The sequence below is a fragment of the Mesorhizobium sp. C395A genome (assembly GCF_030323205.1).
Lineage (GTDB): Bacteria > Pseudomonadota > Alphaproteobacteria > Rhizobiales > Rhizobiaceae > Mesorhizobium.
The window spans coordinates 4,465,552-4,490,666 of record NZ_CP100473.1 but is presented as its reverse complement, the minus strand read 5'-3'; the positions used below and the strand labels follow the sequence as shown (position 1 = coordinate 4,490,666).

The following is a 25,115-nucleotide window of genomic DNA, read 5'->3' as shown; positions in this document are numbered from 1 at the left end:
CCGGCCTCGAAGTTGTTGTCTGAGGATGAAGGGCGTTGCGCCCAGCGAGGCAGCACGCCTGGCGTTGGTCTGCCTGGGCACGATCGAGGGGGTTGTCTTGAATACGCAGGAGCCGGGACCAAACAAGCTGTTCGCTCTCGGGCAGCGCCCAACAACAACTTTTCTGCATATCCTGATCGCACTCAAGATCATCTTGCTGTTCGTTCTGGCTTGGAACATCCGCTTCGTCATGGATGAATTCGTCCAACTCGGATGGGCGAAATATTTCTCCAACGGCCTGTTCGATACGATCTGGCATCCCAAGGCGGTCGGCTATGCGGCTTTTTATGAGATTGCTCATCTGATCGGCTGGAATGCCACGTCGATTCTGCTTGCTGGCCGCATGCAGACTGCGTTGCTGGCCTGCGGGACGATCTCTTTGATCTACGCATGCGCTCGCGCTCTGGGCGAGGATCGCGTGCGCGCTTTGACGATCGTCCTCGTTCTCCTGTGCTTTTCGAATTTCATGGAGCGCATCTTTCGTACCATCGCCGAACCGCCGGCAGTGTTCTTCGCCGTGGCGGCGTTGCTGGTTGTCCTGCGCGCACCTGGGTTGAGGGCAAGGCAGCTTGTTGTCGCCGGCATGCTAAGTGGCCTTGCCTTCGTCATCACTCAGAAATCGGTCTACTTCAACGTTGCGCTCGGCATCGGCCTTGTTGCTGACGCAGCCTTGATGAGACGCTACGCAACAGGGGCGGTTCGCGGAGGGTGGCTCGTGCTTGGATGGGCCGTTCCGATAATGGTCTATTGCTTGATCTTCGGTGGAGGCGCCCCTGTTCTCGCGGCCAAAAACCTTATACTTGGCCCGGTCGAGATTGCGACGCGTGGAGGCGGTGACTACGGGGGACTGAGGCAGTTCGTGTTACAGACACTGGCGCGGAACGCCCTTCTTTACGGGATCTGTTTCTCCGGTATGGCCCTGTCACTGATGCGGATCATGAAACTCGATGGTCGAAGGCGAATTGCGCTGATCTTTTCACTCGTCATCACGGTGCTGGTATTCACGCACGACCAGCCCTGGCCTTATGTCTTCATCATGGCGTTGCCGTTCGTTGCGCTCTGGTCGTTGGAGCTTCTCGACAGCACCGCAACCCACGCGCGCTACCGGGTTCCTGTCCTCGCGGTGCTGATCACAGCCATCGCCATGAGCTACGCGAGCAATGTCGTTTACCTACGCCTCAACAATCAGACCCAGCTTGAACTGGTCTCGCGCGCGGAATCTTTGCTCGCACCGGATGAGAAGTATTTCGACGGCATCGCCATGCTGCCCAATCGACAGGAGCCCTCCACACTCTGGCTCGACCAGCATTATGTCTTGAAAACATTGCAGGAAGGCAGGCAATCGGAAGCCTACAAAGTTCTCTCGGATTCCCCGCCCAAGATGGTCCTCTGGTCATATCGCATGGATTTAATCGATACCGTGATCGCGCCTCTCATCCGCGACAGCTACGTTCAGATCGCTCCCAACGTCAGAATGGCTGGTCGTCGCCTCTATTCCGGTCGTCCGGTCGTTTTCAAGGTGCCTGTCGCCGGACGATACAGCCTGTACACGACCAGCGGGGAGCTTGCAGACGGCGAGGTCGAGATAAACGGCACCTCGCATTCTTCGCCCCTATCCTTGGAGGCAGGTACCAGCGACGTTGTCCTGCGCAACGGTCCAGCCGAGGCACTGCTGCTGCCGGAAGGTCACTATGAAAACCGCATCGTGCCTGGCGGGGACAATACCGAGCTGTTCACGGGAGTTTACAATTAAATACCGGTTTCGGTCTTCAGCGGCCGGGTCATCAATGCCGTGACAGCCTGCCGAATGGTGATCGTGCCGTCCAGTATCGCCGACACCGCAGCGATGATCGGCGCGTCGATGTCGCGCTCGGTGGCGATGCGGGCGGCGATCGCCGCCGTCGGCACGCCTTCGGCGAGCGGCAGTCCGGACAAGGGCTTACCTTGCCCCAGCGCCAGCCCATAGGCGAAATTGCGCGACTGGGCGGAAGAGCAGGTGAGCAAAAGGTCGCCGAGGCCGGAAAGCCCCATCAGCGTCTCCGGCTTGGCGCCGAAGGACGCGCCGATGCGGCGCAGTTCGACGAAGCCGCGCGTCACCATGGCGGCCTGCGCGCTGGCGCCGAGCCCGGCGCCGGTGACGGCGCCAGCGGCAATGGCGAAGACATTCTTCAAAGCGCCGCCGATCTCGACGCCGATCAAATCGTCGCTGGAATAACAGCGCAGATTCTGCGCCGAAAAGCGCGCGGCAAGCTCGGCCGCCAAGGCGTCGTCGCGTGCAGCAACCACGACAGCGGTCGGCAGACCCCTGGCGACGTCGGCAGCAAAGCTCGGACCGGACAGGGCCGAAACCGGAGTTTCGGGCAGAATCTCACCAACGATCGCCGACAGCAGCGCGCCGGTGTCGCGCTCAATGCCCTTGGCGCAGAGAACCAGCGGGATGCCTTTCGGCATATGGGGCTTTGCCGTCGTCAGCATGGCGCGCAGCGCCTGCGCCGGCGCCACGGCCAGCGCGCAATCGGCATCGGTCAGGGCCGTGCCGATATCGCTCGTCGCCGCAATGCCTGTTTCAATGGCGATGCCGGGGAGATAACGCGGGTTCTCGCCGCGGCGGATCGCGGAAACCGTCTCTTCGTCGCGGGCGTAGAGCCGGACATCGTGACCGGCGCGCAGCATCGCCAGCGCCAGCGCCGTGCCCCAGGCGCCGCCGCCAAGCACGGCGACGCGCCAGCCGGTTCTGTCCCTGCCGCTTGTGTTGCCGGCGCTCATGCTTTCGCTCCACGCCGGCCGGAGCCGACCATCGGCGCCGAAATGCTGTCCAGCGGCCAGCGCGAACGCGGCACGAAATCGAAGCCGTTCTCTTGCGACAGGCCAGCCCGCAACCGCTCGATCCCGGCCCAGGCGATCATCGCCGCATTGTCGGTGCAAAGCTTCAGCGGCGGCGCGACAAAGGCGAAGCCGGCCTCGGCGCACTGCTTCTGCAGCGTCGCCTTGATCGCTCTGTTGGCGGCGACGCCACCGGCAACGACCAGCGCCGGCTTGGCCTTGTCCGGAAATTCGTCGCGAAAGCGGGCCAGCGCGCGGGCCACGCGGTCGCCCAGCGCATCGGCTACCGCCGCCTGGAACGAGGCGCAGATGTCGGCGACATCCTGCTCGCTGAGCGGCTGGATGGCGGTGGCCGCCTGACGCACGGCGGTCTTGAGGCCGGAGAAGGAGAAATCGGGCTGCGCAGATCCTTTCATCGGCCGTGGAAAGGCAAATCGCGTCGCATCGCCCGAGATTGCCGCCTTTTCGACATTCGGGCCGCCGGGATAGGGCAGGCCGAGCATTTTGGCCGTCTTGTCGAAAGCTTCGCCGAGCGCGTCGTCGATGGTCGTCGCCCAGCGTTGGTAGTCGCCGACGTCGCGCACGGCGACGATCTGGGTGTGGCCACCGGAGACCAGCAGCAGCAGATAGGGGAAGTCGAGCCCGTCGGTCAGCCTTGCGGTCAATGCGTGGCCTTCGAGATGGTTGATGGCGATCAGCGGCTTGCCGGCGGCCGCTGCAATCGCCTTGGCCGTCATCAGGCCGACGATCAGCCCGCCGACCAGGCCGGGGCCGGCAGTGGCGGCAATGGCGTCGATGTCGGCCAGGGCTACGCCCGAATCCACAAGAGCGGCCTCGACAATGCCGTCCAGCGCCTCGACATGGGCACGCGCGGCGATCTCCGGCACGACGCCGCCGAAGGCGGCGTGCTCCTCGATCTGGCTGAGCACGATGTTGGACGCAATCACCGGCACGGAATCGCCGTCCAGCGTCACCACGCTGGCGGCGGTCTCGTCGCAACTCGTCTCAATGCCCAGAACGCGGATCAATTCGTCGCTATCTCCAGAGATTGTGTCGCCGGACTTTCCTAGTTAGTAGAGGCGGGCCTCGCTACAGGGAGAGCGCCGGAAACGCAAAGCCAGCCGGGGGTTATCACGGACCGCGCGCCATGCAAACTTTGAAAATAGGAACACGCGGCAGCCCGCTGGCGCTCGCCCAGGCGCATGAGACGCAGGCGCGGCTGATGGAAGCGCATGGCATGCCGGCGGAAGCCTTCGAGGTCGTCGTCATTTCGACCAGCGGCGACCGCATCCAGGACCGGCCGCTGTCGGAAGCCGGCGGCAAGGGGCTGTTCACCAAGGAAATCGAAGAGGCGCTGCTGGCCGGCACGATCGATATCGCCGTGCATTCCTCCAAGGACATGCCGACAGTGCTGCCGGTCGGGCTGGAGCTGTCCGCCTTCCTGCCGCGCGAGGATGCGCGGGACGCCTTCATCGGCAAGGCGGTGGAGCGCATTGTTGATTTGCCGCAAGGCGCCAAGGTCGGGTCGTCTTCGCTCAGGCGCCAGGCGCTGATCCGGCGCATGCGGCCGGACCTAGACGTGGTCATGTTCCGCGGCAATGTGCAGACCAGGCTGCGCAAGCTGGAGGAAGGCGTCGCCGAAGGCACGATCCTCGCTTATGCCGGGCTGAAGCGGCTCGGGCTCGGCCATGTCGTCACCGATCTGATGCCGCTCGATGCTTTTCCGCCGGCGCCGGGACAAGGCGCAATCGGCATCGAAACCCGCATCGGCGACAGCGAGGTCGAAAAGATGCTGGTGGCCATCCATGATGTGCCGACAGGCCAGGCGCTGGCCTGTGAGCGCGCCTTCCTGGCGGCGCTCGATGGCTCCTGCCGCACGCCGATCGCCGGTTATGCGACGATATCGGGCGGCAGGCTGGTTTTCGCCGGGCTGATCATTTCGCCCGATGGCACGCAATCGCATGAGGTCAAGGCCGAAGGCTTGGCGCTGGATGCCGCTGACATCGGCACGGACGCGGCCAGGATGGTGCGGGTCAAAGCGGGCGAAACCTTCTTCGACGGCTGGGTCTGATATGCGTGTCCTGGTGACGCGGCCGCAACCTGGGGCGTCGCGAACCATGCGGCGGCTGCAGGAATTGGGATTTGAGCCGCTCCTTCTGCCGCTGACCGAAACGGTGACACTGCGGGTTGGCGCCGATGCTGCGAGCGACAATGCCGTGGCCGTCGCTGTGACCAGCGCAAATGCGGTGCGGCATGCGCCGAAAGAACTCATTCGTGCGCTCGCCGCCTTGCCTTGCCATGCCGTCGGACGCAGGACGGCTGAAGCGGCACGTTCGACAGGGTTCTTGTCGGTCAGCGAAGGGGCGGGCGACGCCGAGCGGCTGGCCGAGGCGATTGCTGCCGGCCTTTCCGGCAAGGCGGTCGTCTATCTCACAGGGCGCGTGCGGTTTCCGGCATTCGAGGCGCGGCTGCGAAAGGCCGGCGTCGAGGTCCGCACCGTCGAAACCTACGACACGATTTCGCTCGATTATTTCGATGATGAAATCCGTGCACGCCTGTCCGATCAGGCGGTCGACGCGGTGCTGCTCTATTCAGCCAAGGCGGCGGCAGCGTTGCAGGCCTTGACCAACCGGGCGGGACTGCGCGATCTCTTTGAAAACATGCAGGCTTTTGCGCTCTCCGAGCGCGTGGCAGCGGCATTTGACAATGCCGCCGGCAAAAAAATACGCATGGCGCGGGAACCGCAGGAGGAGGCGCTGCTTGAGCTGTTGCACCGCGGCGACTGAGCCCCGTGTCATCACGCCGCCCCTTTTCACCTGATGATGATGTGCTAGACCATTTTTCAAACCATCACGCGCCGTCGGGCGCCCAGACGAAGCAGGATTGCGGAGCCCAGGCATGGTCAAGACGCCGAAGATGCGACATTCGAAAAGCCGCCGCGAGCCGGTGACCATCGAACTCGAACCCGGCGCTGTCTCGCGCATTGCCGATGCGGATGCCGCCAAGACGGATGTCGCCAACTCGGATGACGTCGGGGGCCCGGCAGAATCGGTTGCGGCCGAGGATGCGGCTGCCATGGCCAATGCGCAGCCGGAGACGCCTGACGAGCCCGTTCATGCCGATCAAGCCGATCTCGAGCCGTGGGAGCACTCCGACGCCGCGGCGCAGGCCGCTCCCGAAAGCGCCGATGCCAAGGCGTTCACCCAGGCGGAGCAGCCTTATCCCACCGCTTCGGATGCGCCACCGCGCGCCAGAACCTCCGACTACAATTTCGAGGATGCCTCGCCCAAGCCGGGTGCACCCAAGGAAACCCCAAGAACAGCCGGGAACCAGCCCATGGCCGCGCAACCGAAGCGCACGAGCGGCATTGCCGCCGGCATCATCGGCGGTGTCATCGCGCTGGCTGCCGCCGGCGGGCTGCAGTTTGCCGGCATGCTTGGCGCTCCGGGCTCAGGGGCGGGCACGGTCTCGCTCGACGGCGTCAATGGCGAGATCGCTTCGCTGAAGCGCGAAATCGCCGACCTCAGGGAAGCCAGCGGCAATAGCGCCGCAACCGCCAAGGTCGACGGGCTGTCTTCGGCGCTGGATCAGGTCAAGGCCGATGTCGCATCGCTGAAATCGGCGGTCGAAAAGGGCGGCGCCGGCGACAATGCCGGGCTTGCAGCGCTTGGCGACAAGGTCAAGCAGATCGAGACGGCGGTTGCCGCCCTTGGCCAGGCCGGTGGTGCAGCGCCCGTCGATCTCGCGCCGCTCAATGAAAGACTGGCGGGCCTCGACGCACTGGTGAAATCGGCCGGTGAGGCAGCCAAGACGCAGGAAGGCAAGATCGCCGAGCTGGAGCAGTCGGTGACGCAGCTCGCCGGCAAGGTCGATGCGCAGGCCTCGCAGCCAAAGATCGCGATGGCCATCGCCGCTTCGGCCTTGAAGGCGGCGCTTGACCGCGGCGCGCCGTTCGCCGCCGAGTTGGAGACCTTCGCAGCGATCTCGCCCGATGCACCGCAGATTGCGGCGCTGCGTCCCTACGCTGAAAAGGGCGTCCCGACCCGCACCGAGATCGCCGGCGAGGCCGATGCCGCGGCCAATGCGATGGTCGCGGCGGCGACGCCGGTCGATGAAAATGCCGGCTTCTTCCAGAACCTTTTGTCGAGCGCCGAATCGCTGGTCAAGGTTCGGCCGATCGGCGCCGTCGAAGGCGCCGGCGCGCCGGAAACCGTGGCGCGCATCGAAGTGGCGGTCAATCAGGGCGACTACGCCAAGGCGCTCAGCGAATACGCAACGCTGCCGGATCCAGTCAAGGCTGCCGGCGCCGACTTTGCCGGCAAACTGAAGGCGCGCATCGACGTCGAGACGCAGGTCGACGCGCTGATTGCAGGTGCGATGAAGGCATGAGGACGACACGATGATCCGCATTCTCATCTTTCTCGCCGCCGTTTTCGCGCTCGGTCTCGGCTTTGCCTGGCTGGCCGATCGTCCCGGCGAGATGGTTGTCACCTTCAACGGTTATCAATACCAGGTCAGCCTGATGGTGGCGGCGGTGGCGATCGTTGCCGTCGTCGCAGCGGTGATGATCGTCTGGTGGCTGATCAAGTCGCTGTGGAACAGCCCGTACACGATCTCGCGCTATTTCCGCGTCCGCCGCCGCGACCGCGGCTACCAGGCGCTGTCGACCGGCATGATCGCAGCCGGCGCCGGCGATGGCGCGCTGGCCCGCAAGAAGTCCAAGGAAGCCGCCAAACTGATCCGCTCCGACCAGGAGCCGCTGATCCAGCTGCTCGAAGCGCAAGCCTCGCTGCTCGAAGGCGACCATGAGGGCGCGCGCGAAAAATTCGAGGCCATGCTCGACGACCCCGAAATGCGGCTGCTCGGCCTGCGCGGGCTCTATCTCGAAGCCGAGCGGCTCGGCGACCGCAACGCGGCGCGTCACTATGCCGGGCGCGCCGCTTCCGTCGCGCCGCAACTGGCTTGGGCCGCCGAATCGACGCTGGAAGATCTGACCGGGCGCGGCGACTGGGACGGCGCGCTGAAGCTGGTGGAGGCGCAGAAGTCGACCAGGCAGATCGAACGCGACGCCGCCAATCGCCGCCGCGCTGTGCTGTTGACCGCCAAGGCGCAGGCGCTGACCGACAGCGACCCCAATGCAGCCAAGGCAGCCGCTCTCGAGGCCAACAAGCTCGCGCCCGATTTCGCGCCGGCCGCGGTTGCAGCCGCCAATCTTCTGTTCAAACAGAACGATGTGCGCAAAGGCTCGAAGATCCTTGAGGCAGCCTGGAAGGCGGAGCCGCATCCCGAGATCGCCGAGCTCTACACCCATGCAAGGCCGGGAGATGCCGTGGTCGATCGTCTCAACCGGGCGAAGAAGCTGCAGGAGCTGAAGCGCAACAATGCCGAATCGTCGATGACGGTGGCGCGCGCCGCGCTCGATGCGCAGGATTTTTCCACCGCCCGCCGCGAGGCGGAAGCCGCGATCCGCATGGATCGCCGGGAAGGCGCTTACCTGCTGCTGGCCGATATCGAGGAGGCAGAGACCGGCGACCAGGGCAAGATCAGGCAATTGCTGTCCAAGGCGGTCCGCGCGCCGCGCGATCCGGCCTGGGTCGCCGACGGCGTCGTCTCCGAACGCTGGGCGCCGGTATCGCCGGTCAGCGGCAAGCTCGATGCTTTCGCCTGGCGCGCGCCGATGGAGCGGCTGGGCCAGCTCATCGACAGCCATGAAGACGAAGCCGATGTGCCGGTGCTTGCGGCACCTGCCAAACCGGCAAAGGAAGCCGAAGTGATCGATCATCCCGCCATCGCTAGGACGATCAGCGAGGCGCCGATCGAGCCGAAGCCTGCTGTGGGCGACGACCAGGTCACACCGGTCACTTCCGCCGCTTTCGCCGCAATACCGCCCGATGCCGAACCCGTCGAACCTGCCGAGGAACTGGCCCGGCTGCCCGACGACCCTGGCGTCGACCCCGACGACGAAGCCGACAAGTCACCGCGCCGCTTCCGCCTGTTTTGATCCCTGAAGCATGATCCCAAAAAAGTGGATAGCGGTTTTTGGAAAAGATCATGCTCCAATAAAGTGAAGTGAGCACCATGTTCGAACGCGTCCTGGCCTTTCTGAAAGACCTGCCCTCCGGGGCTGGGGCTCGCGCCAATGCGGACGATCCGCGCGTTGCGGCGTCGGCTTTGCTCTATCATGTGATGAATGCCGACGGCGTGCGCCAGGATGTCGAGTGGGAGCGGTTCAAGCAGGTGCTGGCGCAGAGCTATTCGATCAGCGGCGACGAGCTCGATGCACTGGCTGCCGCCGGCGAGCGCGCCGACAATGAGGCGATCGACCTCTATGCCTTCACCAGCGTCTTGAAGCGCCATCTCGACGCCGAGGCGCGCAAGGCTTTCATCGGCCTGATGTGGGAAATCGTCTATGCCGACGGCGAACTGCATGAACTGGAGGACAACACCGTCTGGCGCGTCGCCGAACTGATCGGCGTCGAGCGCCAGGATCGCGTCGAGGCGCGCCGCAAGGCGGCGGCCGCCGCGCCCGGCGCCAGCGGGACGTCGAGCGACGAATAGGATTCCGCCTTTCCATGCCGCCCAGACCGAGCTCGAAACCAAAAATCCTGATCGTGCTGCATCAGGAGACTTCGAGCCCCGGCCGGGTTGGCCACATGCTGCTCGAGGAAGGTTTCGACCTCGACATCCGCCGGCCGCCTCTCGGCGACAGCCTGCCGGAGTCGCTCGAGGGACACGCCGGCGCCGTGGTGTTCGGCGGGCCGATGAGCGCCAATGACGAAGATGAGTTCGTCCGCCGCGAGACCAACTGGCTCAATGTTCCGCTAAAGGAGAACCGGCCCTTCCTCGGCATCTGCCTTGGCGCGCAGATGCTGGCCAATCATCTCGGCGGCAAGGTCGAGGGGCATGGCGAGGGGCTGGTCGAGATCGGCTGGTATCCGCTGAAGCCGACCGAAGCCGGCAAAAAGCTGCTGCCCTGGCCCGACATGGTTTACCAGTTTCACCGCGAAGGCTTTTCGCTGCCCAGGGATGCGACGCTGCTGGCGACGGCGGAAACCTACCCCAACCAGGCTTTTCGCTATGGCGACAATGCCTGGGGCATCCAGTTCCATGGCGAACTGACCCGGTTGATGATGCAGCGCTGGGTGGTGCGCGGCGCACACCGCTTCGAATTGCCCGGCGCGCAGCCCGGCCGCGACCATCTCGGCGGCCGGCTGATCTGGGATATACACCTCAAGCGCTGGCTGAGCGAATTTTTGAGCCTGATCTTCGGCAAGCCTACTGAGGGATAGAGCAAAATCCAACTACTCTGAACGGCCGAGCTTGCCCAAAGACGACTTACCTCTGGGAGACGTGTACGATGGATCCGGGACCTTAGCCCGTTCCCGCAGATTTGGATTGCGCCCCAAACACTCCGATGGATCGAAAAACTCCGTGGCGCATTTAAGCTTCGGCTAATAACGGCCCCAGGAGAGAACCAATGAAGAAGACGCTGCTCATTTTAAGCCTACTCATTCCGCTCGCGGCATGCTCCCGCACCGAACAAGGCGCTGCCGTCGGTGGTTTGGGTGGCGCAGCTGTAGGCGCAGCAGTGGCCGGCGACCCGGTAAAAGGGGCGGTTGTTGGCGGTGCGGTCGGAGCGCTGGCCGGGGCGGTCATCGGGCACGCCAGCGAAGCCGGCCAGTGCAGATATCGCGGTCGGAACGGTCGAGTTTACGTTGCTCAGTGCCCGGACGGCTACTGATCTCAAAGGCGCGTGATCTCTTTCGATCACGCGCCTGCTCGGGGTAGGATAACTGAATGGCATATAACAGCAAAAGACTGCTGGCTTTCTGGTTCGCCGTTGTCAGCGCTGTCGCGATAAACGCCGAACTTTCGACCGCGGCCTTGGCCGCACCTGTAGAAGCGAAGACGATTGCCGATCACTTCTCATCGGTAAAGTCCATGTCCGGGGACTTTGTCCAGTCGGGCCCAAGAGCGGAAAGGACCAAAGGGAAATTTTTCCTCCAGCGGCCGGGCAAGATCCGGTTCAACTATGCAGGCCAATCAGGGGTCAGCGTAATTGCAGATGGAAAATCATTGGTGGTCTATAACAAGAAGCTCAAGACATCGCGGCTTTATGCTCTCTCGAAGACGCCGCTCAAGCTGCTCCTCGACAATCAGGTCAACTTTTCCGGCAATCGCCTCAAAAGTATCAAGGACGATGGCGCCCAGGTGATCATCAGGCTGGCCGACAAGTCGGCCTTCGGCAATTCGAATATCACTATGGTGTTTGACAGGGAATCGCTCGATCTACGCAGATGGACCCTGACTGACGAGAGGGGCCTTACCTCGACAGTCACCATATCCAACGTGAAGCAGGGCGTTCGCGCTCCTGCGGGCACCTTCACTATCGACTATGCCGCAAACCGTGAATTCAACACCAAAACGAAATAGTCGGCAGCGCCACGAACTGCCCGTGTAACACTACTCGGCGGCCGTCTCGGACGGCACCTCTGCCGGTGCCGAAGGCTCGGCCTCGGCATGCGGATTGCGCCGTGAAAACAGCGACCTGAGCGTGACGTAGAACACCGGCGTCAGGAACAGGCCAACGAAGGTGACGCCGAGCATGCCGGAGAACACCGCGGTGCCGAGCGACTGGCGCATTTCGGCGCCCGGGCCCGTCGCGATCATCAGCGGCACGACGCCGAGGATGAACGAGAAGGCGGTCATCAGGATCGGCCGCAGCCTGAGCCGGCAGGCTTCGACGGCAGCCTCGGCGGCCGACAGGCCGCGTTCCTGCGCCTGCCGCGCGAATTCGACGATGAGGATCGCGTTCTTGGCGGCAAGTCCGATCAGCACGATTAGGCCGATCTGCACGAGGATGTTGTTGTCCAGCCCTCGGAACGACACGCCGAGCAACGCCGCGAGCACGCCGAGCGGCACCACCAGCACGATGGCGAACGGCAGCACCCAGCTTTCATATTGCGCCGCCAGCGCCAGGAACACGAACAGCACCGACAGTCCGAAGATATAGACAGCGGCATTGCCGGTGTTACGCTCCTGATAGGCGAGTTCGGTCCATTCGTAGGAGGTACCGGCCGGCAACGTCTGTGCCGTGATCGCTTCCATCTTGGCAAGCGCATCGCCGGTGGAAACGCCGGGCGCGGCGTTGCCCTGCAGCGGCACCGAGACGTACATGTTGTAGCGCTGGACCAGCGCCGGGCCGGTGACGTCGCGGATCTCGATCAACGTGCCCAGCGGAACCAGCGCGCCGGTCGCCGAGCGCACCTTCAGTTTCAAGATGTCGGCGCGATCGAGGCGGAACGCCTGGTCGGCCTGCGCGCGCACCTGGTAGACGCGCCCGAAAGCGTTGAAGTCGTTGACGTAGGCGGTGCCCAGATTGATCGACAGCGTCTCGAAGATGTTGGGGATCGGCACGTTCAGGATGCGCGCCTTGTCGCGATCGATCGCCAGGAAGAATTGCGGGCTGGACGCGGAGAAGGTGGTGAACACGCCGGTCAGCCCCGCCGTCTTGTTGGCCTTGCCGGCAATTTCATAGGCAAGCGCCAGGATCTGCCGCATGTCGGCGCTGTTGCGCTCCTGGATCTGCAGCTTGAAGCCGCCGGCATTGCCGACGCCGCGGATCGGCGGCGGCGGCAGTGCGATAATGAAGGCTTCCTTGATGCTTTGCAGGCTGCCGAACAGATTGCCGATGACCTGGGTCGCCGATTGGCCGGCTTCCAGTCGCTCGTCAAACGGCTTGAACCTGGCGAAGATCACGCCCGCGTTGCTGGCATTGGTAAAGGTGGCGCCGGAGAAGCCGGCGAAGGCGACCGCGTAGTCGACGCCCGGCGTTTTCTGGATGATCTGCGACGCCTGCTGGATGACCGCATCGGTCCGCGATAGCGAGGCGCCGTCCGGCAACTGGACGACGACGATCGCATAGCCCTGGTCGAGCGACGGAATGAAACCGCGCGGCACCGTCTGCACCATATAGACCGTGGCGTAGATGAGGGCCGCGAAAACGGCCAGCGTGGCGGCGATCGCTATCCGCGAGCCGACCAGCACGCGCACGATGCTCGAATACCAATGGGCGACCTTGTCGAAGCCGCCATTGAAGCCGTCGGCGAGCGCCCGTCCGAACCGCGCCAGGAAAAAGCGCGGCGGCGCCGCAGCAGTGTGGTGCGGCTTGAACAGCAGCGCGGCCAAGGCCGGCGAGAGCGTCAGCGAATTGAATGCCGAGATCGCCGTCGACACCGCGATGGTGATCGCAAACTGCAGGTAGAACTGCCCGGAAATGCCGGGAATGAAGGCTGTCGGCACGAACACCGCTATCAGCACCAGCGAGATCGCGATGACCGCCGTTCCGACTTCGTCCATGGTCAGATGCGACGCCGGATTGGGCGCCAGCCCGCTGGCGATATTTCGCTCGACGTTCTCGACCACGACGATCGCATCGTCGACGACGATGCCGATGGCCAGCACGAGGCCGAACAGCGTCAGCATGTTGAGGGAGAAGCCGGCGGCGTAAAGCACCGCCAGCGTGCCGATCAGCGACACGGGGATCGCCACGATCGGCACGATCGCCATGCGCCACGATTGCAGGAAGACGATGATGACGATGATGACCAGAACCATCGCCTCGAGGATCGTCTTGTAGACCTCCTGGATCGACTCGGCGACGAACTCGGTCGGATTGTAGACGATGTCGTAGCTCAATCCCTTCGGGAAGTCCTGGGAAAGCTCCTTCATCTTGTCCTGGATCTCCGCGGCTGCGGCGAGCGCATTGGTGCCTGGCCGCTGGAAGATGGCGAGCGCCACCGCCGGTTTGCCGTTGAGATAGGAGTTGGTGACGTAATCCTTGGCGCCGAGCTCGATGCGCGCCACGTCCTGCAGCTGGATCAGGCGGCCGTCTTCGGCCGATTTGACGATCACGTATCGGAAGTCGCGTGCGTCGTTGAAGCGGCCTTGCGTGGTGACCGTGTACTGGAACGCCGTGCCGGTATTGGTCGGCGGCGCGCCGATGGAGCCGCCCGACACCTGGACGTTCTGGTCGCGCAGCGCCTGCACCACATCGCCCGAGGTCATCCCCAGGGCGGACAGTTTTTCCGGATCGAGCCAGATGCGCAGCGAATATTCGCGTTCGCCAAAGATGATGAGGTCGCCGACGCCGTCCAACCTGAGCAGTATGTCGCGCACCCGCGAGCGGGCGTAGTTCGAGACGTAGAGCTGGTCGTAGGTATTGTCGGGCGACAGCATGTGCACGACCATCATCAGGTCGGGCGAGCTCTTGATGGTGGTGATGCCGAGGCGGCGGACTTCTTCGGGCAGGCGCGGCTCGGCGACCGACACGCGGTTCTGTACCAGCACCTGCGCCTGGTCGAGATCGGTGCCTAGCTTGAAGGTGATGGTCAGCGCCATCGCCCCGTCGCCGGACGAATAGGACGACATGTAAAGCATGCCCTCGACGCCGTTGATCTCCTGCTCGATCGGCGTTGCCACCGTCGCTGCGACCGTCTCGGCGTCGGCGCCCGGGTACTGGGCGCGAACGACGATGGTCGGCGGCGCGATCTCGGGATATTGCGCGATCGGCAGCTGGGTATAAGCAATCCCGCCGAGGATCAGGAGGACGATCGAAACCACCGATGCGAAGATCGGACGGTCGACGAAGAAATGGGCGAACCTCATTGCTGCAACCCGGCGGTCTCGACCTTGGGCGGCAACGTCACCATCTCGACTTTCACCTTGGTGCCGGGCCTGGCGTGCATCAGCCCGTTGACGATGATCGTCTCGTCGCCGGTCAGGCCCGCGCGGATCACCCGGTAGCCGTCGAGAAGCGGGCCGGTGCGCACGGGCTTCGCCGACACCATCCCGGCCTCATCCACCAGGTACACGATGCGGCGATCCTGATCGGCGCCGACCGCCTCGTCGGGCACCAGGACGCCGCTATGCGGCAGCGACCCCGGCACGTTGATGCGCCCGAACATGCCTGGCTGGAGAACGCCGTCGGCGTTGGCAAACCTTGCACGCACCCGCATGGTGCCGGTCGCGTTGTCGATCCGGTTCTCGGCAAAATCGAGCTTGCCCTTGAATACCGCCTCCGCGCGGTCGGCGACGCGAACCACCACCTCGAGCCCGCCGGCGCCTTCCTGCATGCTGCCGCCGCGCTCCTTCGCGTCGCGGGCGTAGCTGAAATACAGGCGCTCATCGACGTCGAAATAGAAGTCGATCGGATCGCGCGTGACGATAGTCGTCAGCAAGGTGGAATCCGGCTGCACGAGGTTGCCGACCGACACCAGCCGGCGGTCGATGCGGCCGGACAAGGGCGCCTTGATCTCGGTGAACTCCAGGTTCAGGTTGGCCGTCGTCAGCGCAGCCGTCGCGCCTTGCATCTGCGCCTGCGCCGAAAGGTATTCCCGCCGACGGTCGTCGACCGTCGCGGCCGAGATATTGCCGGTCTTGGCGAGCTCATCGGCGCGATCCAGCTGCATCTTGGAGAATTCGAGCAGGGACTTGGCGACGTCCACTTGCGACTTGGCGGCATCGTAGGCCGCCTGGTACGGACGCTGGTCGATGGTGAAGAGCAGGTCGCCCTTGTTGACCAGTGCGCCGTCCTGGAAGCTGATCTTGTCCAGATAGCCGCTGACGCGCGAACGGATGGCGACCTCGTCGACGGCTTCGAAGCGCCCGACGAACTCGTCGTCTTCGACGATTTCACGCACCACCGGCTTGGCCGCCGTCACCACGGGCAGCTGCTGGTCCTGCGCAAACGCGTTGCTGCTGAAAGCCATACCGAGCAGGAATGCCACTGGGACGGCGGCGCGGGCCAGCCAGCCGGCCCATCGGCTGGGTCGCCCGCTTGCGTCGCGATGCGATTGCCGATTCCCTGAAGTGTCCATTTGCGTCCCCGCTCGCTGGACCCGGAGGTCGGGTGGTTCTCTTCTATATTTAAGGTTTCTCGTCGAGACCAGAGCACTGCAGTATTGTGCATGGCAACATGATCATTTTCCATATGGACTGAAATGTCCACCCTGTGGCTGCCCCGCCATCTGGCTAGTTCGCCCAGTACCGGCCCGTCCGCTTCCGACCCATCTCAGCCGTCATCGGCGCAAGCTGATTTGGACCGGATCCAGCGGCTTACTCGATCAGTTGCGGCTGTTGAGATGCCGCACCCTTCGGAGTTGCGGAAACAGCACCGCCCACAGTCCGGCGACGGCAATCGCACCGACGCCGCCGATCACCACCGCCGGCACGGTGCCGATCAGCGCCGCCATGGTGCCGGCGCGGAACTCGCCGACTTCGTTGGAGGCGCCGACGAAGACCTGGTTGACGGCGTTGACGCGGCCGCGAACCTCGTCGGGTGTCCACAGCTGGATCAGCGTCTCCCGGATATAGACGCTGAACATGTCGGTGGCGCCGAGGCCGGCAAGGGCCAGGATCGACAGCCAGGTGATGGTCGAGACGCCGAACAGCACGGTGAAGGCGCCGAACCCGGCGACGAAGCCGAGCATGATCTTGCCGGCATTGTCGCGCAGCGGATGCCCGGCAAGCCAGACCGCGACACAGATGGCGCCGATGCCGGGCGCCGAGCGCAGCAGGCCGAGGCCCCACGGGCCGAGTTCCAGAATATCGCGGGCATAGACCGGCAGCAGCGCCGAGGCACCGGACAGAAGCACGGCGAAGAGGTCGAGCGAGATGGCGCCGAGCACGATCTTCTCGCTCCAGATGTAGCGGAAGCCGGCAAACAGCGTCTCCATCGTCGGCTTGTCGGTGGCGCTCTGCTGGGCCGGTTTCGGAATGGTGAAGATCAGCAGACCGGCCACCAGCATCAGCACGGAGGCAACGGCGTAAGCGGCTTCGGCCGAGACGCCATAGAGCAGGCCGCCGGCGACCGGGCCGACAATGGTCGCCGTTTGCCAGGCGGACGAGTTCCAGGCGATCGCATTGCCGAAATCTTCCGGCGGAACAAGGTTGGCGAACAGCGACGACGAGGCCGGCCCATAAAAAGCGCGCGCCAGGCCGAACATAGCCAGCACGATGAAGATCGGCAGCGGGCTGACGAGACCGCGCAGCGTGAAGTACAACAGGACAAGCGCACAACCTGCCTCGACTACCGTCGCCAGCGCCATGATCAGGCGGCGGCCGAAACGGTCGGCGACAACGCCGGTGACCAGCACCAGCAGCAGCGACGGCAGAAACTGGACGATGCCGACAATGCCGAGATCGAAGGGATCGCGCGTCAGATCATAGATCTGCCAGCCGACGGCGACGGACACGATCATGGTGGCGAAGGTGGTCAGGAAACGCGCCGCCCAATAGCTCAGGAAGGAGCGATGGCGGAAGGCGGCGTAACGCCGGTCAGGCGGTGTATGGGAATGGGATGTCATGGATGCAGGCCCCGTTGCTTGCATTGGCCGGCGGGGCACTTCCCGGAAATGGGCGCTGTTCCGGCCAATGAAACTTATCAAAGTTCGGGGCGCGTATGCGTGAAAATCGGGCCTGGATCAAGCGGTTTTCCAGCCGCTCGCCCGATTGCACGCGGACGTTACTGCCCCAGCGCGGCGGTGATGGCGTCGAGGCCGCCCTGTAATTCCGCCTCTTTCGGCCAGCCGAAACCGACGCGGAAGAAGCGCTTGGGCATATCGAACCAGTGGCCGGGACCGACATAGGTGCCGTGGTTTTCCAAGAGATTGACGTAGAAATGGTCGAGGTCGAAGTCTGGACTGACATTGAGCCTTGGAAATCCGACGACGCCGCCTTGTGGCCGCACCCAGTCGACCAGCGGCTCGCGATCGATCCAGGCTTGCACGATGTCGCGGCGTTTCGCCATCTCGGGCAGCAGCGCGGCCAAGAAAGCGTCGCGGCGCTCCAGCATGCCGCGCGCAATGCCTTCGTCGATGACGCTGCCGCAAATGCCGATCTGCTCCTTGGCGGCGAGGAAGCGCTCCTGCAGTTCAGCATCGCTGGTGATCAGCCAGCCAATGCGGATGCCGGGAATGCCGAAGGCTTTCGACAGCGACGAGACACTGATCGCCTTGGGGCTGAGAGAAGCCGCCGCCGGCAGGCGCTGTCCATAGGAGAGGTCGCGATAGGTCTCGTCGACCAGCAGATGGCAGCCGCTCGCTTCGGCCAGCGCAATCAGCGCGTCGAGATCGGCCCGGCCCATCATCGTGCCGGTCGGGTTGTGCGGGCAGGTGACGCTGATCAGCTTGGTGTTCGGTTGCATGCTGGCGGCGACGCGGCCGAAATCGATGGCAAAGCCTGCGTCGAAATCGAGATCGACATAGGAGATGGCGCAGCCGATCGCCTTGGGGGTCTCGATGTTGGTGGCGTAGTTCGGCCGGACGACGACAAGGTGGTCGCGCTCCGACAGAAGCGAGGTCGAAATGATGAAGAGCGCGCCCGCCGCACCGGCGGTCACAAGAACATCGTCAGGCGAAATGCCGGAATCCTGCGCCGCGATCAGCGCCCGCAACTCCTTGTCGCCGCGATGCTCGCCGTAGAACAGCGTGAGATCCGGCAGCGACAGGCCGACGTCGGAGAGTTTCTGATCGGCGATCGAGCTTTCGGAGAGATTGAACCGAATGCGATCGTAGCCGTATTCCTCCGGCGCCTCTTTCTCGATCACCATTCTGGCGTAGTTCATGGCTGCTCCCCCAAAGTCCTGACACTCAGAGGTACAAGCCATAAAAGCACGAAGCCTGCCAAGGCTCATTCGCCGGCAGGCTTCTGTTCCAGTCGTCCAAACGATTGGCTCAGGGCCGAGGCGCTGATCCCACTCAGGCCGGAACTTTGGCCTTCCGACCCTTGGCTTTCGCCGGCGCGGCCACTGCAGCCTTGCGGCCGAGGCCGATCGACTTGGCCAGCTCGGAGCGCGACGCCGCGTAGTTGGGGGCAACCATCGGATAGTCGGCCGGCAGGCCCCATTTGGTACGATAGGCTTCCGGCGTCAGGTTGAAATGGACGCCGAGATGGCGCTTCAGCGATTTGAATTTTTTGCCGTCCTCGAGGCAGATGATGTAATCCGGCGTCACCGACCGCTTGGGATTGACGGCCGGGATCTGCGGCGCCGCCACTGGGGCCGGCGGCTGGCTGAGCCCTCCGATCGACGCCGCAACGCTGGCGATGAGATCGCTCAGGCCGGCAACGGGCAAGCGGTTCTTCTCGACGTAAGCGGACACGATATGGGCGGTAAGCTCGAGCAGGTCGATGTCCTTGTCAGAGTCGTTGCTGTCGTCGGCCAATTTATCTCTCCGTCGCTAGGGGGGTGGCGGAAACTCCCAGAGTGGTCCCAGCGGAGCCGGAAATCCGCTCTAGTCATTTGTCTTGCCGCATATGTGCGGTTGCGCCAGATGATTCCATCCGGTGCCACCGATCTAATCGCCAAATCTGCGTAACGCAATGACTTCGTATCGCGCCACACGTCATTTTGAATAACTATACTGAATTTTAATACTATCAGACGATCAGCGCCTTGTCGCGCCATAGTCGAAAACCGCCCTCGAAAGCGCGCGTATTGTCGCCGCGCCTGGATGTGGCGGGCAATTCATCCAGTCTGTCGACATTGCCGCCGCCGATGACGACATAATCCGGCTGCAGCGCCGCACGCAGCCGCTCGACGACGTCGAAAACGTATTTGCGCCATTTTTTCTTGCCGTATTTCTCCAGGCCGCGCTCGCCGACATAATCTTCGAAACTGCCGCCCTTGCGGTACGGCAGATGCGCCAGTTCCATTGGCTGGCCGACATTGTTGAGGATCATCGCCGCGCCCAGGCCGGTGCCGAGGCCGAGGAACAGCATGCGCCCGCCATCGTAGCTGCCGATCGCCTGCAGCAGCGCGTCGTTGACGACCTTGACCGGCTTGCCGAAGGCGGCAGCAAAATCGTAGCCGTCCCAGCCCTTGCCGAGATTGGCGGGATCGAGCGAAGGCCTGTTGTGCCTGACCGGGCCGGGATAGCCCATCGAGATCAGGTCATAGGCCAGCCCTTCGGCCAGCGTCTTCACCGTGGCGACCATCTGCTGCGGCGTCAGGTCCGGTCCGGAATCGGCGCGGCGCATCTCGCCGCCTGCGCTGGTGAGGATTTTCACATGCGAGCCGCCGACATCGATCGTCAGCACGATCGGTTCGGCCTTGGCCTTCGCGGGCCTGGCTGCCTTGGCCATGTCGTTTCCTCCGCTCACTTGGCGCATTCCCGCGTTTCAGGGAAACGGGGGAATGCTCCAACTCTTTGTTTTTACCCAATTTCGGACGGAAAGACCGCTCGCACTTTTCCTGGAATTGCTCAACTCGGATTGATCCAGCCGTTGGGCGGCCCGAAGCTGGCCATGGCGTCGGCAGGCCCCCAGGTCTTCGGCTCATACATATGCGGCGGCGTGGTGTCGCCGAGCACCGGGCCGACAATGCGCCAGGCAAGCTCGCTGGCATCCTGGCGGGTGAACAATTGGCCATTGCCGTTCATGGCATCGCCGATCAGCCGCTCATAGGGCGGCATGTCGCCCTTCGAATCGTCGAGCGCGGTGAGCTCGACCTGCTCGCCGACCATGTCGTCGCCGGGTGCCTTGCGTTGCGCGCCGATCGAGATCGCCACCTGCGGGTCGATGCGGAAGCGCACGTAATTGGCGTCGCTGGGCTTGATCGGATCGAAGACGTCCAGCGGCGGCCGCTTCAGCCGCACGATCACTTCGGTCACATGCACCGGCATGTTCTTGCCGGTGCGGATGAAGAAGGGCACGTCCTGCCAGCGCCAGGTGTCGACCATGAAGCGCACGGCGGCAAAGGTTTCGACCGGCGAGTTCGGCTTCACGCCGGGTTCAGCGAGATAGCCTGTGAACTGGCCGCGCACGACGTCGTCCTTGGTCAGCGTGCGGATGGCGCGCAGCACCTGCACCTTCTCGTCGATCAGATCGTCGGCCGAGCGGCCGACCGGCGGTTCCATGGCGAGCAGCAAAAGGATGTTGAGCAGATGGTTCTCGATCACATCGCGGATAGCGCCGACATCGTCATAGAATTTGCCACGGCCTTCGACGCCGAAGTCCTCGGCCATGGTGATCTGTACGCTTTCGACGAAGTTGCGGTTCCAGATCGGCTCGAGAAAGGAATTGGCAAAGCGGAAATAGAGCAGGTTCTGGATCGCCTCCTTGCCGAGATAGTGGTCGATGCGGAAGATCGACTGCTCTTCGAACACCAGATGCAGCACGCGGTTCAGCCAGCGCGCCGATTGGAGATCGTGGCCGAACGGCTTTTCCACCATCAGCCGCGCGCCATGCGCGGTACCGGATTGCTCCAGCCCCTGGACGACGGTCTCGAACATGGTCGGCGGCACCGCCATATAGTGCAGAGGCCGCTGCGCCGAGCCGAGCGCCGTCTTCAGCTTCTCGAAGGTCGCGCCGTCGCGGTAGTCGCCGCTGACATAGCGCAGCAGACTGGCGAATTTGGCGAAGATCTTTTCGTCGATCTTGCCGAGAGCGTTGACGATGCCGTCGCGGGCCCTCGCCTGCAATTGGTTGATGTCCCAGGCATCGAAGGCGACGCCGATCACCGGCTCGGTCAGCGTCCCCTTGGCTACCATCTGGTAGAGGGCCGGAAATATCTTCTTGTGGGCAAGGTCGCCGGTTGCTCCGAAGAGCACCAGCGTGTCGGACCGTTCCGGGCTCATCTTGCGCGTCTCCCCTGCGGCCTTCACTTGCCGGCCTTCGGCTTTTCGACATGGCCGCCAAAGGCATAGCGCATGGCCGACAGCAGCTTGTCGGCGAATTCGGATTCGCCCTGCGAGGAGAAGCGGTCGAACAAAGCCGAGGACAGAACCGGCGCCGGCACGCCGGTGTCGATCGCCGCCTTCAGCGTCCAGCGGCCTTCACCGGAATCGGAGACGCGGCCGCCGAACTGGGCCAATGCCGGGTCGCTCTTCAGAGCGCCGGCGGTGAGGTCGAGCAGCCAGGAGCCGATCACACTGCCATGGCGCCAGACCTCGGCCACCTGCGGCAGGTCGATGTCGAACTGATAGTATTGCGGGTTTTCCAAAGGGCTGGTCTCGGCGTCGGCAGTGCGCTGTCTTTTGCCGGCATTGGCCGATTTCAGGATGTTCATGCCTTCGGCGTAGGCGGCCATGACGCCATATTCGATGCCGTTGTGGATCATCTTGACGAAATGACCGGCGCCGCTCGGTCCGCAATGCAGGTAGCCAAAGGGTGCGGTTCCCCCCGCCTTGTCGGGCGTGGCGCCGGCATCGGCGCCGGGCGCCAGCGTGGCGAAGATCGGATCGAGGTGTTTAACCGCCGTATCGGGGCCGCCGATCATCAGGCAATAGCCGCGCTCCAAGCCCCAGACGCCGCCGCTGGTGCCGACATCGACATAGTGCAGGCCCTTGGCCGCAAGCTCGGCCGCCTGGTCGACAGCGTCGTGATAATAGGAATTGCCGCCGTCGATAATGATGTCGCCGGGCTCCATCAATGCTGCCACCTGGTCGGCGATCTTGCCGGTGATCGCCGCCGGCAGCATCAGCCAGGCGCTGCGCGGCTTGGAAAGCTTGCCGACGAACTCCTCCGTCGATGCGGCGCCGATGGCGCCATCGGCAACCAGGGCGGCAACGCTTGCCGGGTTGATGTCGTAGACGACGCATTCATGGCCGTCGCGCATCAGGCGGCGCACCATGTTGGCGCCCATCCTGCCCAGTCCCATCATTCCGATCTGCATGGTCTTGTCCTAGTCGCTTGAGGAAAGAAATTGCTGGCGAGTTAGTTCTCAATGCCGACGGTGAAGTCGACATTCTCCCAACGGTCGCCGTCGGGCCAGAAAAAAGTGAAGACGATCGTATTACCTCGCGGAATATCGGTCACCGGCAGATCCGCCATATGGACGCCAAAGACATTCACGGACGTATTGATTTCATGGCTGGTCTGCCACTGGTCGCCGCTCCAGCGGATCAGTGCCGGCTGCAGCAGTTCAACCCGCAGCGTCTTGCCGGCTTCCATGGTGCGCAGCCTGTTGTTGAAGCGCCATATCCTCAGCGGCGAGCCGGTCTTGTCCCTGACATAGCGCTTGACGCCTTGCGGCGGCATGTCGAAGACGGCGCCGTCGCGGAGCGAGCGCAACAGCTTGATGTGTTCCGAATGCGCCCAGACCAGCGGCATGGCGCTGCCCGACGGCCTGCCCAGCCACAATTCGCGCTCCGGTATGTCGGCGCCGTCCCAGACCTGTTCCGGCAGCAGACCGCCCACACCAGCCGAAGCCTCGAATGTCCTGAGCAGGCTTGCCGCCTTGTCCTTGTTACCGGCGGCCAGCTCGTAGTGGGCGCGTTCGCCGGCCAGCAACGGCCAGGGTCGGCCCTGGCCGTTGCCGTCGAAGGGGGCGCCGTCGGCGTGTTCGCCATAACCGTCGCTGGTGTAGCGGTACCATAGAGGCCCTTGCGGCAGGTCGCAGCGCAGTTGCGCGTCGATGATCTTGACCGTGCCGACGATGCGCGGATCGTCCGCGGCCCTGAGGCCGAAGCGGACCAGCGCCAGCGCGTCCGGGCTGACAATCGCTTCGGCCGGCTTGTCGGTATCGCCCGGCGGACGGTTCTTGATCGGTACGAAGCCGTCCTTCGGCGATGCGGCGCCTGAACCGTCGGCCGGCGCGATGCGGATGTAGTAGCCGTCGACGCCAGCCTCGTGGCACTGCGGTGTGCCGTTGACATAGGTCCAGCGCTCGATCTGGTCGTTCCAGCAATCCGCGACCTCGCGCAAATAGTTAGCCGGTTCCGGTTTGCCGTCAACGTCGAACAGATCGGCGGCGCCAAGCAGTGCCGATATTTCGACGGCGAGCGTGAATGGGCTGTAGCCGGCATCCTCTTCCCAGCGGTCCTGCCCGGTGACGGGACCATTGCGCACGACATAGGACGCGGCCTTCTCGATCATCGGCATGAAGGCGGCGAGCTTGGCGCGCGGCAGGTGGCCGGCGCGGTGCAGCGCATCGGCAAGCAGCAGCGGGAAGGCGCATTCGTCCATCTGGATGCCCGGCCAATAGAGCGAGCCGTCGAGCCACATATTTTGTGGCCAGTGGCCGTCCGGCTGCTGGATGGAACAGAGATAGGCGAGGATCTCAAGCGCCTGCGCCGGATCGCCGGCGGCGAGGAAGCCGCCCGCGGTTTCCACAAGGTCGCGCGGCCAGACCAGATGATAGCCGCCAAGGTCGTCGTCGCCCTTGCTGAACCCCCAGGGGATCGACAGGCTGGCGACGGCCGCACCGGGCCTCGCCAGCGACAGGTGTGTCGCCAGCACCGCTGTGCTGACGCGGTAGGTGTTGAGGCCGGATGCATCATGGTGGTCGAGCGCCGTCAGGCCTGCCTGCCATTTCCGCCATTTCGCGACATAGGCCTTTGCCGCCGGCTCAAAACCGCGTTTCAGGCTGGCGGCGGCGTTTTCGGCCGCTTCATCCGGCGTTGCCCCAAACCCAAGCGCAAGCAAGGCTTTGCTGTTGCGTAAGGAAAAGCCGATCTCGCCGGTCAGCGCGACATTGCCGTCCTCCGCCCTTTGGCAGGCCGGATCGAGCCGGCCGGCGCGGCTGAGTTGCTGCCAGCCGTCGGAAAAGCCTGCATAGCCGGCCGAGCAATCACCCCAGGGCAGCGAGGATGCAAGCGCCAGGCAGGTGCCGCGCCCGGACGCGAACAGCATCGGCCTCCCCTTGTGCTCGTCGGTCCAGGCGGTGTTGCCCATGCCGGCACTGACCAGATGCGGCGCCAGCAGGGCGTAGACGCGGTAGTCCGTGGCCACGCCCTCGAGTGCCGTGAAGCTGGTTTCCTGCAGCAAGGCCGGGCGCGCCGGATCCGCCAGGATGCGCTTTTCGATCTGGTAACGCGCCGTCGCGTTGATCAGCCGGTAGGCGGGCACGCCGTCCTCGAACGGCTCGATGGCATGCGTGGCGTCACGCTTCTCCTCGGAGAACCAGCCGCCGGGACCGGTGACCAGCAGTCCCATGTCGCGCGTGCAGGCGCTGTCGAGGCCGGGATAATAGACCTCGTTTACGATGCCATGGCTGAGCGTGAACCAGACGCGGCTCGCCGGCGAAAGCGCGGCACCTACGCCGCTCTTGGCGCTTGACGTCCAGCGCGCCGGAATTCCGGGGGCGCCCATTCTTTTGGGTGCACTGGGGGGAAGGGTCGGCGGCATCGCTGCCATGCATGGTCTCCTGGACCCTTCCCTAGACCAGCACGCGAAGGCTTTTCAACCGCCGCACCTGAAGTTGATCGTCCAAGCGTGATCGATCGCAGTTGACAAGCGGGCGTATCTGAATTTGT

20 protein-coding genes are annotated in these 25,115 nt (G+C 64.0%); 9 read left to right on the top strand and 11 right to left on the bottom strand.

What is annotated here, in order from left to right; all coding sequences use genetic code 11:
- Positions 1–25 precede the first annotated feature (25 nt).
- Entirely contained in the window at positions 26–1,792 is a 1,767-nt protein-coding gene (locus NLY37_RS21915; protein ID WP_023742146.1) for a DUF7056 domain-containing protein, read from the top strand.
- Here NLY37_RS21915 and NLY37_RS21910 read toward each other — a convergent pair.
- Together NLY37_RS21910 and tsaD are read right to left on the bottom strand one after the other, a co-directional pair.
- Positions 1,789–2,805 carry an NAD(P)H-dependent glycerol-3-phosphate dehydrogenase gene (locus NLY37_RS21910; RefSeq protein WP_023742147.1) on the bottom strand — a complete coding sequence of 339 codons (1,017 nt, stop codon included), beginning with the start codon at positions 2,803–2,805 and terminating at the stop codon, positions 1,789–1,791. The two genes, NLY37_RS21915 and NLY37_RS21910, sit on opposite strands and share 4 nt — an antisense overlap.
- A complete protein-coding gene (gene tsaD / locus NLY37_RS21905; protein ID WP_198024951.1) occupies positions 2,802–3,887 on the bottom strand; it encodes a tRNA (adenosine(37)-N6)-threonylcarbamoyltransferase complex transferase subunit TsaD in 1,086 nt (361 codons plus the stop codon). Before tsaD ends, NLY37_RS21910 begins: the two co-directional genes overlap by 4 nt.
- A 122-nt stretch (positions 3,888–4,009) precedes the next feature.
- On the opposite strand from tsaD, the gene hemC reads away from it, so the two are divergent.
- The 8 genes from hemC to NLY37_RS21865 all read left to right on the top strand — a co-directional run bounded on the left by hemC (position 4,010) and on the right by NLY37_RS21865 (position 11,295).
- Positions 4,010–4,933, top strand: coding sequence for a hydroxymethylbilane synthase (hemC, locus tag NLY37_RS21900; protein WP_023683914.1), 924 nt, complete (start codon positions 4,010–4,012; stop codon positions 4,931–4,933).
- 1 nt (position 4,934) lies between these two features.
- Entirely contained in the window at positions 4,935–5,648 is a 714-nt protein-coding gene (locus tag NLY37_RS21895) for a uroporphyrinogen-III synthase (RefSeq protein WP_023742149.1), read from the top strand.
- 112 nt (positions 5,649–5,760) lie between these two features.
- Positions 5,761–7,251, top strand: coding sequence for a COG4223 family protein (locus tag NLY37_RS21890; RefSeq protein WP_023742150.1), 1,491 nt, complete (start codon positions 5,761–5,763; stop codon positions 7,249–7,251).
- A gap of 10 nt (positions 7,252–7,261) precedes the next feature.
- Entirely contained in the window at positions 7,262–8,863 is a 1,602-nt protein-coding gene (locus tag NLY37_RS21885) for a heme biosynthesis protein HemY (RefSeq protein WP_023742151.1), read from the top strand.
- Between the two features lie 77 nt (positions 8,864–8,940).
- Complete coding sequence (locus NLY37_RS21880; protein WP_023702389.1) at positions 8,941–9,420, top strand: tellurite resistance TerB family protein; 480 nt, start codon at positions 8,941–8,943, stop codon at positions 9,418–9,420.
- Positions 9,421–9,434: 14 nt separating this feature from the next.
- Positions 9,435–10,151, top strand: coding sequence for a glutamine amidotransferase (locus NLY37_RS21875; RefSeq protein WP_286440193.1), 717 nt, complete (start codon positions 9,435–9,437; stop codon positions 10,149–10,151).
- Positions 10,152–10,339: 188 nt separating this feature from the next.
- Complete coding sequence (locus NLY37_RS21870) at positions 10,340–10,603, top strand: YMGG-like glycine zipper-containing protein (RefSeq protein ID WP_023670477.1); 264 nt, start codon at positions 10,340–10,342, stop codon at positions 10,601–10,603.
- A 56-nt stretch (positions 10,604–10,659) separates the two neighbouring features.
- A complete protein-coding gene (locus NLY37_RS21865) occupies positions 10,660–11,295 on the top strand; it encodes a LolA family protein (protein WP_023742153.1) in 636 nt (211 codons plus the stop codon).
- Between the two features lie 30 nt (positions 11,296–11,325).
- Here NLY37_RS21865 and NLY37_RS21860 read toward each other — a convergent pair whose 3' ends face one another.
- The 9 genes from NLY37_RS21860 to NLY37_RS21820 form a co-directional block, all read right to left on the bottom strand.
- The gene (locus NLY37_RS21860) at positions 11,326–14,529 is read right to left on the bottom strand and encodes an efflux RND transporter permease subunit (RefSeq protein WP_023742154.1); all 3,204 of its coding nucleotides are present in this window, start codon (positions 14,527–14,529) and stop codon (positions 11,326–11,328) included.
- Positions 14,526–15,632, bottom strand: coding sequence for an efflux RND transporter periplasmic adaptor subunit (locus NLY37_RS21855; protein ID WP_023687741.1), 1,107 nt, complete (start codon positions 15,630–15,632; stop codon positions 14,526–14,528). Before NLY37_RS21855 ends, NLY37_RS21860 begins: the two co-directional genes overlap by 4 nt.
- A gap of 354 nt (positions 15,633–15,986) precedes the next feature.
- The gene (locus NLY37_RS21850) at positions 15,987–17,228 is read right to left on the bottom strand and encodes an MFS transporter (protein WP_023730214.1); all 1,242 of its coding nucleotides are present in this window, start codon (positions 17,226–17,228) and stop codon (positions 15,987–15,989) included.
- Positions 17,229–17,386: 158 nt separating this feature from the next.
- A complete protein-coding gene (locus tag NLY37_RS21845; RefSeq protein WP_023742156.1) occupies positions 17,387–18,487 on the bottom strand; it encodes a pyridoxal phosphate-dependent aminotransferase in 1,101 nt (366 codons plus the stop codon).
- A 133-nt stretch (positions 18,488–18,620) separates the two neighbouring features.
- Complete coding sequence (locus tag NLY37_RS21840) at positions 18,621–19,085, bottom strand: Ros/MucR family transcriptional regulator (RefSeq protein WP_023687743.1); 465 nt, start codon at positions 19,083–19,085, stop codon at positions 18,621–18,623.
- Positions 19,086–19,299: 214 nt separating this feature from the next.
- Entirely contained in the window at positions 19,300–20,004 is a 705-nt protein-coding gene (locus NLY37_RS21835; protein ID WP_023704998.1) for an ROK family protein, read from the bottom strand.
- A gap of 119 nt (positions 20,005–20,123) precedes the next feature.
- Positions 20,124–21,497 carry a glucose-6-phosphate dehydrogenase gene (zwf, locus tag NLY37_RS21830; protein WP_023687745.1) on the bottom strand — a complete coding sequence of 458 codons (1,374 nt, stop codon included), beginning with the start codon at positions 21,495–21,497 and terminating at the stop codon, positions 20,124–20,126.
- 23 nt (positions 21,498–21,520) lie between these two features.
- Positions 21,521–22,534 carry a phosphogluconate dehydrogenase (NAD(+)-dependent, decarboxylating) gene (gene gnd, locus NLY37_RS21825; protein WP_023742158.1) on the bottom strand — a complete coding sequence of 338 codons (1,014 nt, stop codon included), beginning with the start codon at positions 22,532–22,534 and terminating at the stop codon, positions 21,521–21,523.
- Positions 22,535–22,575: 41 nt separating this feature from the next.
- Positions 22,576–24,996: a glucan 1,4-alpha-glucosidase gene (locus tag NLY37_RS21820; protein WP_031246267.1), complete on the bottom strand. Its 2,421-nt coding sequence runs from the start codon at positions 24,994–24,996 to the stop codon at positions 22,576–22,578.
- Positions 24,997–25,115: the final 119 nt, after the last annotated feature.